At 70.6% G+C, this 13143-nt stretch carries 10 protein-coding genes; 7 read left to right on the plus strand and 3 right to left on the minus strand.

The features are described 5' to 3' along the window. Nucleotides 1-88: 88 nt before the first annotated feature. From AC5DRG_RS49200 to AC5DRG_RS49210, 3 genes are all read right to left on the minus strand, one after another. A complete protein-coding gene (locus AC5DRG_RS49200) occupies nucleotides 89-1381 on the minus strand; it encodes a M23 family metallopeptidase (RefSeq protein ID WP_491806845.1) in 1293 nt (430 codons plus the stop codon). 115 nt (nucleotides 1382-1496) lie between these two features. Then, nucleotides 1497-2924: a FixH family protein gene (locus tag AC5DRG_RS49205; protein ID WP_491806846.1), complete on the minus strand. Its 1428-nt coding sequence runs from the start codon at nucleotides 2922-2924 to the stop codon at nucleotides 1497-1499. 79 nt (nucleotides 2925-3003) lie between these two features. Then, nucleotides 3004-4218: a L,D-transpeptidase gene (locus AC5DRG_RS49210; RefSeq protein ID WP_491806847.1), complete on the minus strand. Its 1215-nt coding sequence runs from the start codon at nucleotides 4216-4218 to the stop codon at nucleotides 3004-3006. Nucleotides 4219-4358: 140 nt separating this feature from the next. On the opposite strand from AC5DRG_RS49210, the gene resB reads away from it, so the two are divergent. The 7 genes from resB (at nucleotide 4359) to AC5DRG_RS49245 (ending at nucleotide 12732) form a co-directional block, all read left to right on the plus strand. Beyond that, nucleotides 4359-6047 carry a cytochrome c biogenesis protein ResB gene (resB, locus tag AC5DRG_RS49215; RefSeq protein WP_491806848.1) on the plus strand — a complete coding sequence of 563 codons (1689 nt, stop codon included), beginning with the start codon at nucleotides 4359-4361 and terminating at the stop codon, nucleotides 6045-6047. After that, complete coding sequence (ccsB, locus tag AC5DRG_RS49220; protein ID WP_491806849.1) at nucleotides 6044-7150, plus strand: c-type cytochrome biogenesis protein CcsB; 1107 nt, start codon at nucleotides 6044-6046, stop codon at nucleotides 7148-7150. The genes resB and ccsB overlap by 4 nt, the downstream gene beginning before the upstream one ends. An 83-nt stretch (nucleotides 7151-7233) precedes the next feature. After that, nucleotides 7234-7701 carry a hypothetical protein gene (locus AC5DRG_RS49225; RefSeq protein ID WP_491806850.1) on the plus strand — a complete coding sequence of 156 codons (468 nt, stop codon included), beginning with the start codon at nucleotides 7234-7236 and terminating at the stop codon, nucleotides 7699-7701. Nucleotides 7702-7776: 75 nt separating this feature from the next. Continuing rightward, on the plus strand, nucleotides 7777-9396 hold the full coding sequence (locus tag AC5DRG_RS49230; protein WP_491806851.1) for a multicopper oxidase family protein: 1620 nt from the start codon (nucleotides 7777-7779) through the stop codon (nucleotides 9394-9396). 586 nt (nucleotides 9397-9982) lie between these two features. Continuing rightward, a complete protein-coding gene (locus AC5DRG_RS49235; RefSeq protein WP_491806853.1) occupies nucleotides 9983-10969 on the plus strand; it encodes a WD40/YVTN/BNR-like repeat-containing protein in 987 nt (328 codons plus the stop codon). Beyond that, on the plus strand, nucleotides 10966-11520 hold the full coding sequence (locus AC5DRG_RS49240; RefSeq protein ID WP_491806854.1) for a hypothetical protein: 555 nt from the start codon (nucleotides 10966-10968) through the stop codon (nucleotides 11518-11520). The genes AC5DRG_RS49235 and AC5DRG_RS49240 overlap by 4 nt, the downstream gene beginning before the upstream one ends. Nucleotides 11521-11628: 108 nt before the next feature. Beyond that, nucleotides 11629-12732: a zf-HC2 domain-containing protein gene (locus tag AC5DRG_RS49245; RefSeq protein ID WP_491806856.1), complete on the plus strand. Its 1104-nt coding sequence runs from the start codon at nucleotides 11629-11631 to the stop codon at nucleotides 12730-12732. Nucleotides 12733-13143 lie beyond the last annotated feature (411 nt).

Here is a 13143-nt window from a genome sequence, read left to right on the forward strand (position 1 = left end):
TCAACTCTGTGTACACCGCTCGCGGCTCTCCGGTTCCCATCCGTGCGTGAGATGCGTGGTCACCGCCCCGGTTGCTCGGACGTCTCGTCTACGTCGGTTCGAGGCCGTGGCTGCGCAGCCACGGCAGCGGATCGATCGCGGTGCCACCGCCCGGGTGGACTTCCAGGTGGAGATGAGGGCCTGAGGAATTGCCGGAGCTGCCCGCGTAGGCGATGACGGTGCCCGCCTTGACGTAGCCGGAGCGGATCCGGGCACTGGCGAGGTGGGCGTACCAGGTCTGCGTGCCGTCAGGGGCGGTCACCTCGACGATGTTCCCGTAGGACGAGTTCCACTTGGCCACGACCGTGCCGTCGGTCACCGCCATCACGGGCGTGTTCATGGGCACCGGGAAATCGAGTCCGGTGTGCAGACTCGACCACATCGATCCGGCCGCTCCGAACAGTTCGCCGACTCCCTTCTGCGTGACGGGGAGCACGAACTTCGGGCGCAGCGCCTCCTTGCGGGCCGCCTCGGCCTTCTTGCGCGCCGCCTCGGCCTCCCTGCGCTTCTGCTCCTCACGCCGTCGCTGATCAAGGTCGACCCGCTCCTGCGTACGGCTGGCGCGCTCGGCGAAGTCGTCGGCTTCCCGGCTGAGTGTGCTGAGCTGGGTGTCGAACCCGCTGTTGGCCGCGGAGGGTTCGACAGCCGGGTCGGGGGCGGCGGCCTGCGCGGTCTTGCCGCCGCCCCCGAAGCCGACGGAGGCGGCGGCGATGCCGGCCATGCCCACGAACGCCACCGAGGGGGCGACGACTGTCAGAAACGCGGATCCCCGGCGAGGCGCTCGGCGGCCACCGCCGCCCGCGCGGCGCGTCGTCGGCCGGTCCGGCGGAGTACCGGGGGCGGACTCGGCTTCGGGCCGGGCCTGGTGCGCGGCCGGCTCATCGTGCGGCGAGGGCCGGCCCGACGGCTCCTGAGCGGGGACGCCGCAGAGATCTGCGCGGGGGGCAGCGTCGTGCGGATCGAGCGTGTCGGCGTCGTCCGGGCTCCCCTGGGGAAAGTCGTGATCGGTGTGATCCGGCCAATGGCCCTCGTTCCACTGGCCGTTCGGCTCGGTGCCGTAGCCGGAGGCCTCCCATGGCTGAGCCGTGGCGTAGCCATCGTTCCCGTAGTGCCACGTGCCGTAGGCGAGGGGCTGGTGATCAGGGGCGCAGACGTCGTACGGGCCGGGTATCGAGCCGAACAGCGGGTCGTAGTCGGCGGCCGCCGTACCGAGGCTGTGGGCGGGGTGGCCGTAGGGCTCGTACGGGACTCCCCACGAGGGGTTGTCCGGCGATGCCGTCTGCGGGGTGCCGGAAACGGGGACTGTCGGAGCCCAGATCCCCGACTCATGACGCTCGTCCACCGGCACCTTCTCTTTCGCTTGGACAGCCGAAGGGAGAGCGGTGACTGCCCAGTGGTGAGACCGCCGGACCCCCGGTCGGGGGATACTAACCTACTACGTAAGATCTTGAAGTGGCTCAGGCCGCTACCGGTGACGAGGTGCGGCGGCCGGAGCGTGCGACGGCCAGGAGGATCACCGCCGACAGTCCGTACAGCGTGACGGTGGCGGCCGTCCGGCCCGCGCCGTCCTTCTGCGGGGCGGGAGGCACGTAGAGCGGCCGGGCCTCGTGCAGGAGCTGGGAGGAACCGGACTCGACCGGGATCCACGTCTCCGTCGTCGACGCCCCGGTGTCACGGAAGGTGGCGTAGACGAACCAACGGCCGGACTCCGGCACCGTGATGGCCCCGCGGTAGACGCCGTTGCCGGACGATGTGAGGGGTACGGTCAGCTTCTGCCCGGCCCGTCGCGCGACAAGGGCGGCCCCATCCGTGGTGCTCTGCTCGGGAGTGACGGAGACGTCGACCTTGGATCCGCGCACCGTCACCCGCCACTGGGCCTGGCCCGCCTCGGTCCCCTGACCGGGGTCGTGGGCGGCCGCGCGCCCCGCGGACAGCAGGGGCAGTGCCACCGTCAGCGCGGCGAGCGCGAGCCCCGTCGCCTGTACGAGGGGGAGCCGGGTGCGCGGCAGCCCCTCGGCGGCGAGTACGACCAGTGCCGAGCCGCCCAGTGAGAGGAGCAGGGACGGAACGATCAGGTCGGCCGCGACGGTCGTACCGTGCGGCAGGACGGGAAGCAGCGGCAGGTACACCGCATGTACGGCGAGCGGGACGACGAGCGCGAGCCACCACGAGGACGTACGCCACCTGTGGACCAGGTCGGCCGCGAAGGCGACGGCGAGCACCGGCGGCACGATCGGCGTGGAGTGTCCGAGACCGGCGAGGACCGGGATCACCGCGAGCCGCACCGCGGTGACGACCAGAGCAGCGCGCGTGATGGCCCAGGGGTGAGGGTCGAACCGGCGGATCAGCGCGATCGCCAGAGTGATCCCGGTCCCGGCGACCGGCAGGAACCAGACGGCCGAGAACTGCGGTACGTCGGACTCGTACTCCATGACCGGCGCCAGCGAGGCCGCCAGCACGAGCCCGCTCCCCAGCACCAGCGAGGGGCCGCCGCCCTCGCCGGCGATCGCCCGGAGCAGGGTGACGGCGAGGGCGAACGTGCCGATGACGGCCAGCAGATGGGGCGGGCTCCACAACACAGCGTCCCGGCCGAACGCGATGTGCCAGGCCGCGTCCGCGGGAGCCGAGATTCCGATGGATCCCGCGGACACGACGGCCCACCGAAGCAGCGGGTCCGCTGAGGCCGCCCGGAGGCCCTGACCGCGCATCCTCCCGATTCCCCACCACGCGGTGGCGGCGAGAGTCACCGTCAGGGAGCCGTAGAGCAACACGTGCGGCGCGCTCCAGAAGGTGTCCCGGCCCACGTCCGTGTGCAGCGAGTCGTCCCAGTACATGGCGAACAGCGCCAGCAGCCCGCCGGCCGCCGCGGTGATGAGCCGGTTCATGGTCCTCGCCCGCCTTCATGGTCGGTGATGGCCGATACGGCGAGGATATACCCCTGGGGGGTATAGGGGAATCGGTGGGTCAGTCCAGGGCGCTGCCGCTCTTCCACGTGGCCCAGTCGACGTTCCAGTCGCCGTAGCCGTTGTTGGTCGCCACCGTGTCGACGGAGTTGACGACGGTGACCGGGTCGCCGAGGTGGACCTGGTCGTAGAACCACTTGGCGTCGCTCGTGCTCATGCCGATGCAGCCGTGGCTGCCGTTGACCACGCCGAACTTGCCCTCGTTCCACGGCGCCGCGTGCGCGTAGGTGCCGGACGGGGTGAGCTGGACGTCCCACTTCACCGAGCCGAGGTCGTACGCCTCGGGGCCGAAGATGCCGACGCTGTCGGAGTTCATGCGGATGGTCGGGACCTTGCTCAGGACGACCATCGTGCCGTTCCAGGTCTCGAAGTCCTTCTTGCCGGTGGAGACCTTCAGGGTGCGGAGCGTCCTGCCGTTCTTCGCCACCGTCATGGTCTTCTTCCTGACGTCGACCGTGCTGGTCACGGCGTCGCCGATGGTGAAGTTCACGACGCGCTGCTGGGTGCCGTACACGCCGCCGCCCGCGTCGACGCCCGCCAGGTCCATGCGCAGGGTGACGTCGGTGCCGGGCTTCCAGTACTTCTCGGGGCGGTAGTCGACGCGGTCCTTGCCGTCACGGTCCTTCATCCAGCTCCAGGCGCCCTCGACCGCGGGGGAGGAGGTGACCTTGAGCCTGCGCTCCACCGCCGCCCTGTCGTGGATCGCCTTGTTGAAGGTGATCGACACCGGCATCGCGACGCCGACCTTCGTGCCCTTGTCGGGGTAGTACTCGCCCACGAAGGAGTTCTTCGCCGCCTCGGTGCTGAAGGAGGCTGTCTTGGTGAGGGAGGACCCGCCCGACGCCTTGCCCGCCGCTTTCACCGTGTAGGTGGCGCCGGGGGCGAGCGACGTGGTCGAGGTCCACACGGACCTATCCTTCGACCAGGTGCCGGACAGCCTGCCCGGCCCGGGGGAGCTGACCTCGACGGACGACAGGGAGCCGCCCTGGGCACGCACCGTGACCTTCCGGCTGACCGGCACCTTCTCGCTGTCGGCGCCGGGCTGCACGACTATCGCGGCCGATCCGCCGTTCTTGGCGTCGTCGGCCGCCACGTCCGAGCCGCTGTCCGCCTTGCCGCCGGTGCTGCAGGCGGCCAGGACGACGGCGGCGGCCGAGGCGAGCGCGAGTGATTTCGCGGTCCGGCGGCCCAGTCGTGCTGTCAGGCGCTGTCGCATGAGGCCCTTCTCCATTCCCTATTCCCTAAGGCTCTAAGTGATTTCGTAGACGATCGCCGACGGCCCCCGGTTCCCGGTCTCCGTTCGCGGTTGACGGGGGTGGCTGGTGAACGGTTTCTGTCGTGTGCCAGACTCCCCCCGTGGCTACTAATAACTTTCGTAGTCTCGTCGATCCTCTCGTACAAGGCGATACCGCTACGAGCGATCCCGAGCCGCAGGCCGGCGAGCCCAGGGGGCTCGGGCCGGTCGGCTGGCTGCGCAGGGTCTGGCGCTCGCTGACCACGATGCGCACGGCGCTCGTCCTGCTGCTCCTGCTCGCGCTCGCCGCCGTCCCTGGTTCCCTGGTACCCCAGGAAGGCCGGCAACCCGCCCAGGCCGCGGACTTCCGCAAGCGCAATCCGGACCTCGCACCGGTACTCGACAGGCTCGGCTTCTTCGACGTCTTCTCGTCGCCCTGGTTCGCCGCCGTCTACCTGCTGCTCTTCATCTCGCTCGCGGGCTGCGTCGTGCCGCGGACCGGGCAGTACGTACGCACGCTCCGGTCCCGGCCGCCGGCCGCGCCGAGCCGGCTGGACCGCCTGCCGCAGCATGCCGTCTGGACGGCGTCGGGCGATCGGGGCGAGGTCCTGCTCACCGCCGCGGACCTGCTGCGGCGGCGCCGGTTCCGGGTCGCCGTCGACCTGGAGGGGAAGGGCTCGGTCGCCGCGGAGAAGGGGTACCTGCGCGAGGCCGGAAACCTGGTGTTCCACACGGCGCTGTTCGGGCTCCTCGTCGCGCTCGCCGTGGGCGGCCTCTTCGGCACGACCGGCCAGAAGCTCGTCCTCGAAGGGGGCACCTTCACCAACACCCTCACGCAGTACGACGACTTCACCCCCGGCGCTCTGGCCTCCGCCGACGGTCTCCAGCCGTTCGGCTTCCGGCTCAAGGGGTTCTCCGCCACGTACCAGCGCAGTGGTCCGCAGCGTGGCACCGCCAGTTCCTTCGTCGCGCGCCTGAGCTACACCGGGAGTGACGGCGGGCGGGCACGCGATGCCCGGGTCGAGGTAAACAAGCCCCTGGAGGTGGGCGGTTCCAAGGTGTTCCTGGTCGGCCACGGATATGCCCCCGTGGTGACCGTCCGCGACGGCAAGGGCCAGGTCGCCTGGCAGGGGCCCGCCGCGTTCCTGCCGCAGGACGGCAAACTGACCTCGGTAGGCGTGATCAAGGCACCGGACGCCGTCGACCGCAACGGCAAGCGGGACGGTCTCGGCTTCGCCGGACTCTTCCTGCCCACCGTCCAACCGACCAAGAACGGCTCGCTGTCCTCGTTCCCCGCCCCGGATGACCCGGTGCTGGTCCTGACCGCCTTCCACGGCGACCTCGGCCTGGACAGCGGACGCCCGCAGAACGTCTACCAGCTCGACTCCAGCCGCATGAAGCAGTTCCGGGACACCGACGGCTCCCCCTTCGCGCGGGCGCTGCGCCCCGGCGACCGGATGAGACTCCCCGGCGGCGCGGGCTCGCTCACCTTTGACGGCATCAAGCAGTGGGCGAGCTTCCAGATCGCCCGCAACCCCAGCAACGGCACGGCCCTGTGGAGCGCCGTCGCCATGGGCCTCGGCCTGTGCGCGTCGCTGTTCATCCGCCGCCGGCGGGTGTGGGTGCGCGTGGAGCCCATGCTGTCCGGCCGTGTCCGGATCGCGGTCGCCGGACTGGACCCGGGCGGGACCGACCGGACAGCCGAGGAAGTGGCCGAAGTCGCCCACGAGTTGAGTGAGCGGTTCCCCACCCTGCGGACCGCCGGACCGGACGTGAGCACCCCCGAGCCCCTGCACCAGGAGCAGAAGTGAGCAGCACCTCCCTCGCGGACCAGAACCTGGCCCAGTTCGCCAACGGGCTGATGTACTCGGCGATCGCCGTCTACCTGCTCGCCTTCGTCGCCGCCTGCGCGGAGTGGGTGTTCGGGAGCAGGGGGCCGGGCGTTCGTACCTCCACCCTCTCTTCGGCGGATCGGCGGACTCCGGTCGCGCGCAAGAGCGGCCGGACAAGGAGCGCGGCCGTGGGCGGTGCAACAGGAAGCGGCACGCAAGTGCTGGCGCCGCCCGCGACCGCGTCTCTGGAACAACCCCAGGTCCAGGAGGGAGACGGTCCCGGAGCCGCCGGCGGCAGCCCCAAGGCCGACCTCGTCGGGCGGATCGCCGTCTCGCTGACCGTGTTCGCGCTCCTGCTCCACTTCGGCTCGGTGCTGGCCCGCGGCCTGGCGGTGAGCCGGCCGCCGTGGGGCAACATGTACGAGTTCTCCTCCGCCTTCGCTCTGATGGCGTCGGCCGCGTACGTCGGCCTGCTTGCGGCACGCAAGCCCGTGCGCTGGCTGGGAGTCCCGGTCCTCTTCTCGGTCCTGCTCACCCTCGGCCTCGCGGTGTCGGTGCTGTACGTCGACTCCGCGCAGCTCGTGCCCGCCCTGCACTCGTACTGGCTGTGGATCCACGTCTCCGCCGCGATCATCTCCGGTGGCGTGTTCCACACCGCGGCCGTGGTCAGCGGTCTGTACCTGATCCGCGACCGCTGGGAGCGGGCGGTCGCCGCGGGCGGGAGCGAGGGACGAGGGGCTGTGCTGTGGCGTCGGCTGCCGTCCGCGCGCACGCTGGACAAGCTGGCGTACCGGCTGACCGCCCTGGTCTTCCCCCTGTGGACCTTCGCGGTCATCGCGGGCGCGGTGTGGGCGGAGGCCGCGTGGGGCCGTTACTGGGGCTGGGACCCCAAGGAGACCTGGGCCTTCATCACCTGGGTCGCCTACGCCGCGTACCTGCACGCCCGTGCCACCGCCGGGTGGAAGGGGCGGCGCGCGGCGGTGCTCGGCATGGTGGCGTTCGCCACGTTCGTCTTCAACTACTACGGCGTCAACATCTTCATCACGGGTCTGCACTCGTACGGAGGGCTGCCGACCAAGTAGGAACGGCATCGGTCGACCAGATCCTGGAATACCCGTCAGGGGTATAGTGGCGACCTCGACGAAGGCACATGACAGGTGAGCCCATGACGATGCGGACAGCTCGCGGCGGCGGTACGACCGTCCGCTGGGTGTACGGGGTGTTCCTCACCCTGTTCGTCGCGCTGGCCGTGCTCGTCCATCACGAGACGGCCGCGATGGGCGCCGCCCCCGTGCTGGGCGCTTCGTCCACGATGGACGCCTCGTCCATGTCCGCGATGGGCGCCTCGTCCGTGACGGGTGCCGCCCATGCCGGCCACGTCATGCCGGACGAGGGGACGCCGACCTCCTGGGAACCCTCCTCCCCGAACACCGCCGACACCGGTGGCTGTGCCGCGCCGGGCATGCAGCACTGCGCCACGGCGAGTGTCGACTCCGTACAGCTCGCCGTCCCCGCCGAGAACGAGTTCTCGCCGCTCGCGGATCTTCGTGAGGCCGTGGCAGGACGCGCGCCCGGCGCCACGGTCGGCCGAGCCCCGCCAGATCTGTCCGTCCTCTCGCAACTGCGCATATAGGCCGCGCCGGACGGCGCGCGATGTGCCGTCCCCTCGCGACCACATCGGCAGTTTCGAAACAGAGGACACCACGCTATGAACAGCATCAACCGACGCTCCGTCCTGTTCGCCGGACTGGGAGTCGCGGGCGCCGGCGCGCTCGCCGCGTGCAGCAGTAGTTCCGGCTCCGGCAGTAACGCCCTGGTCAATCCTTCCGGCTCGGCGGTCGCCGCCGCCGCGAAGAAGCGCAAGGGCACGGGACGGCAGCAGAAGCTTCGCCTGACCGCGGCATCGGCCATGATCGACCTGGGCGGCGGCGTCACGCCCAAGACCTGGGCCTTCGACGGACGCACGCCGGGCAAGGAAGTCCGGCTCTCGGTCGGCGACACCCTGGTCGCCGAACTGTCCAACCAGCTCCCGAACAAGACGGCCACGTCCATCCACTGGCACGGCATCGCGCTCCGTAACGACATGGACGGCGTGCCGCCCGCCGTCCAGACCGCCGTCCGGGCCGGCTCCACCTTCACCTACAAGTTCATCGCCGACGCCCCGGGCACGTACTTCTTCCACCCGCACGTCGGCGTCCAGCTCGACCGCGGCCTGTACGCCCCGCTGATCGTCGAGGACCCCAAGGAGCCGCTGTCGTACGACGACGAGTGGGTCGTGCTCCTCGACGACTGGGTCGACGGCGTCACCGGCACGCCGGATGAGGTCTTCGCCGAGCTCAAGCAGGGCATGGGCAACATGGACGGCATGGACATGGACAGCAGCAGCCCCAGCGCCAGCAGCTCGGACGACATGGGGGACATGGGCGGGATGGACATGGGCGGCGATTCCGCGTCCCCGTCGGCCTCCGCGTCCTCGTCCGGCGGCATGTCGAAGTTCATGCTCATGGGCGCCACCAGCAAGCTGCTCGGCGGCGACGCCGGCGACGTGAAGTACCCTCACCATCTGATCAACGGCAGGGTGGCGGCCGACCCGGACATCTACACCGGAAAGCCCGGCAAGAAGGTGCGGCTGCGGATCATCAACGCGGGTGGTGACACCGCGTACCGGCTCGCCCTAGGCGGCCACAAGCTGACCATCACCCACACCGACGGCTTCCCGGTCCAGCACCAGGAGGTGGACGCCCTGCTGGTCGGCATGGGGGAGCGGTACGACGTCCTCGTCACCCTCGGCGACGGGGTCTTCCCGCTGGTCGCCGTGGCCGAGGGCAAGAACGCGAACGGTCTGGCCCTGGTGCGCACCGGCTCGGGGAGCAAGCCGTCCGCGACCGTCCGCCCGAAGGAACTCGACGGCATGATCATGACGGCGTCCCAGCTGCGTGCCGCCGACGACGTACGGCTGAAGTCCGCCAAGACCGACGTCACGCACCAGGTCAAGCTGACCGGAGGCATGGACAAGTACAACTGGGCCATCAACGGCAAGCCGTTCGACATGGAGAACCCCGAGGCGAACCCGATCCTCATCGAGGAGGGCCAGCGCGTACGGCTCGACTTCGTCAACACCACCGACATGTGGCACCCGATGCACCTGCACGGCCACACGTACCAGATCGGCGACTCCGGGCCCCGCAAGGACACCGCGATCGTGCTGCCCAAGAAGAAGCTGTCCGTCTTCTTCGACGCCGACAACCCGGGCCAGTGGATGCTGCACTGCCACAACGCGTACCACGGCGAGGTCGGGATGATGGCGAACGTGGCCTACAAGGCCTGACGTTCTCCGTACGTCTCACGGACGGGCCCGCCGGTCTCGGCGGGCCCGTCCGGACCGGCGGCGCGCATGTGGCCCAAGTCCCTCTGGGACGGCACGACTTCACAGCGGTGGCCGCAACGGCCGGTTCACGACCCGGCGGTGACGCGGCTCAGCGGTCCGCGTCCCGACCTGGGCGAGCATGGGAGGGTCACCTTCCCCGTCCAGAGGACCGTCCGAGCAAGGTGACCCGCTCATCGTCTCGGTCGGCGGGTCCCAGGAGAGGGGCTTCTCGATGATGCTCAGTAGTACGCCTGCTTCCGGCGCGGGGCCGAGGGTGCCCGAGCGGGTAGTCGGCGACGGGCGTACGACGCCTTGGCGCGAACCTTGGCGGGACGGCAATGGCACCTGTCGACCTACCTAAGTATCTTAGGTGCCTAGTAGTATTCCTGGCTGTCAGGCTGACGGGAGGCTGTGACGCCCCTGGTGGCGGCTTCCGCCCTCGGGGGCGGAAGTGCCGGGACACGCGAACCGAGTGAAATGCGGATGGTTCGGGCCAACCTCCCCCTTCTGCCCTCCGGTCACGACCCCCTACGAAGGAAGCACGCTCATGACCTCCACATCGTCCCGCAAGACGAAGTCGTCGGCCGGAGCCACCGGGCCCGCCACCAAGGCCGAGCGGCGCCGGGCAGCGGCGGCCGAGCGGGTCGCCGAGGCGCGGCGCGCCGAGCAGCGGGCTCAGCGGTTGCGCTGGGGCGGTGCGGCCCTGGCCGTGGTAGTGGTCGCGGCGGGCGGGATCTTCTGGGTGACCAGCCGCGACGATTCCGGCGGCGCGTCGGCCGGGTCGGCGACGGAGCCCTTCGTGGGCGGGGACCTGCACACCGTGTCGGTGGTCGGCGACCGGCTCTTCGTCGGCGGGCACGCGGCGGCCGCCGTCTCCGGCAACGACGGCCGCACCTGGAAGGACGTGCCCTCGCTGAGCGGGGCGGACCCCATGGGCTGGGCGACCACCTCGGACGCCGTGCTGGTGGGCGGGCACCCGGGGCTGTTCCGGTCCACCGACGGCGGAGCGACCTTCACCAAGGTGACCGGCGCGAGCGCGGTCAGCGATGCGCACGGCATCGGCGCGTCCGGCGACACCGTCTACGTCGCTTCCCCGGAGGCCGGGCTGCTCAGCTCCAGCGACGGTGGCAAGACCTGGAAGACGGTCAACGCCGAGGCGGGCCGCTCCTTCATGGGCACCATCCTGGTCGACCCCAAGGATCCGCGGCGGCTGATCGCCCCCGACATGTCCAACGGGATGATGACCAGCAGCGACGGCGGCAGGACGTGGAAGAGCCTGGGTGGCCCGATGGGCGCGATGGCCGTCGCCTGGAACCCCAAGGACGTCAACCAGATCATCGCCGTCGGTATGGACGCCGGCGAGCTGAGCACCGACGGCGGCAAGACCTGGAAGAAGGCAGACCTGCCCGAGGGCACCAGCGCGGTCGGCTACGACGCCACCGGCAGCACCCTGTACGCCGGAGTGCTGGACGGCCAGAACGCCGTGACCTACCGCAGCGCCGACGGCGGCACCACCTGGAAGGTCACCGCGTGACGACGCCCCACGGCGAGGGCGACGGCGACCGGGCCACCGCCCCTGACGGCACATCCGACCCGGTGGACGGCGCAGCGACCGGGACCGCCGCCCGACCGGCCCGCCGCAGGCCGGGCCTGCTGCTGCCGGCCGTGGCCGCCATCGTGGTGATCGCCCTGGCCGCCGCGGCAGTGGTGGCCCTGTGGGACGGGTCCGGCCGCGGCGGCGGATCCTCCAGCGCCGCCGCGCCGACCCCCACCGCGTCCTTCGTGACCCCGCCCACCGCCCAGGTGCGGCCCGTGCACCAAGCTCTCCACGACATCGACGCGACATGCGGTGCCAAGGGAGGAGACGGTGAGCGGACGTCGCTCACCCACAACGTCGACACGATCATCGACTTCTCCCGGCGCTACCCCGAGGCCCGCTTCCCGATCGACGACGAGACCGGAAACACGCTGTCCCTGCTCCTGGTCACCCGGCAGAGCATGCGCGAGTGCGCACCGGCCCTCGCGACCCGTGTCGACCGGGCGCTGCCGCCCGACTACCGCGACGCCGCCCTGGCTGACTCGTGACGGCGGGTGGTCGCGTGTCCGGGGTGGTCGAGGTGGCGGCAGCCCCGGGGCCGTCGGTACTTGACCGTGCCCCGGAACGCCGGATGCAACGAGAGAAGGTGAGGGCGCATGCCGAGTCCCGCAGCGGGGTGCGACGAGATGCGCGAGTGGCTCGGGGCGTACCTGATCGGGGCACTGGAGCCCGAGGAGGACGCGATGGTCAGGGCTCATCTCGCCCGCTGTTCCACGTGCCGGTCCGAGTCCGACGATCTCGCCGACGTGGTCCGGCTGCTTCGCGATGCTCTGCCGCTGTCGGCCGTGGGCCACGGTGCACGCCACCCCGCCACCGAGGGAGGGGCCCGGAGGACGCACGAGAAGGTGCCGGTCGTGGACGAAGCGGCCCCACTGCGGAGCGGCGGCCGCGTCGGCGGACGTAAGGGCGGCCGGTCCGAACAGGGAGGTCTCGTCGGACGGGCACGGATCTCTCCGCCGTACGCGGCCAGGCGCTCAGGCACGGACGAGACTGTGGCGCACCTGGGAGTGCTCGCGAAAGGCGGCACGGTGAACGATCAGTATGGGTACGGCCTGTGGGTCCTGGTGGTCGTCGACACGCTCTTGCTGGTGGCCTTCGCGGCGAGCTTCCTTCGTCCGAGGACCGCCCGGGACTGGAAGGCGCTGGGCGGCTTCTCCGCCTTCGTGGTGGCGCTGTTCACCGAGATGTACGGCTTCCCGCTGACCGTCTACCTGTTGGCCGGTCCGCTGGGCGGCTGGTTCCCAGACCTGGGCTTCAGCCACGACCAGGGCCACCTGTGGAATGACCTGATCGGCTGGCAGGGCGACCCGCACCTCAGCCCCTTCCACCTCGCCGCCTACGCACTGATCATCGTCGGCTTCGTGCTCATCACCGCCGGGTGGCGGCACCTGCGCGCCGCCGCGCGGCTCGGCTGGCTGGCCACCTGGGATCCCTACCGGTATGTCCGCCACCCGCAGTACACCGGATTCCTCGCCATCATGGCCGGGTTCCTGTTCATGTGGCCCACTCTGCCGACGCTCGTCATGTTCCCGGTGCTGGTCTGGATCTACCGCCGCCTGGCCATCCGGGAGGAGTCGGAGGTCGCCGCCCGCTTCGGAGTGATCTGGGAGGAGTACGGGGAGACCGCGCCCCGCTTCCTGCCGTCTCCGCGTCGCCGACAGCCCCGTTCCGTTGAACGACCGCGTATCGGCGGCCGGTAAGCACGTGCGACCTCCCACCCATCAGGTGTAGGGGCTATTAACTAAGTAACTTAGTTTGCCAGGGGATAGGGTGTGGATCGACCGGTCGAGCGACGCCGGCCGGAGAAGAGGAGTTGTCGTGCCCGTCGTTCAGGTGGTCGGCCCGCCCTGTGTCGTGTCGGCGGCGCGGCCGAAGCCGTCGTAGCCGGTGCATGTCGTACGACTTCAACCGCCCCGGCCGTCGCTCGGTGAGCCCGCTGCGGGGCCGCTCACGACGCATCGAGGTCCCGCCCGCGGCGAACCGCCGTGCCGAGAGGGAGCTGACAGTCGCCCCCCTCGTGGACCTCGGTGACGGGGCTAACAGAATCACCGCAAAAGTCCTCATATCATCACCCGGCATGCGGCCCGCCGTGCGAGCCCTGCCCGCGCCAC

Source organism: Streptomyces sp. JLBG701, from assembly GCF_058544905.1.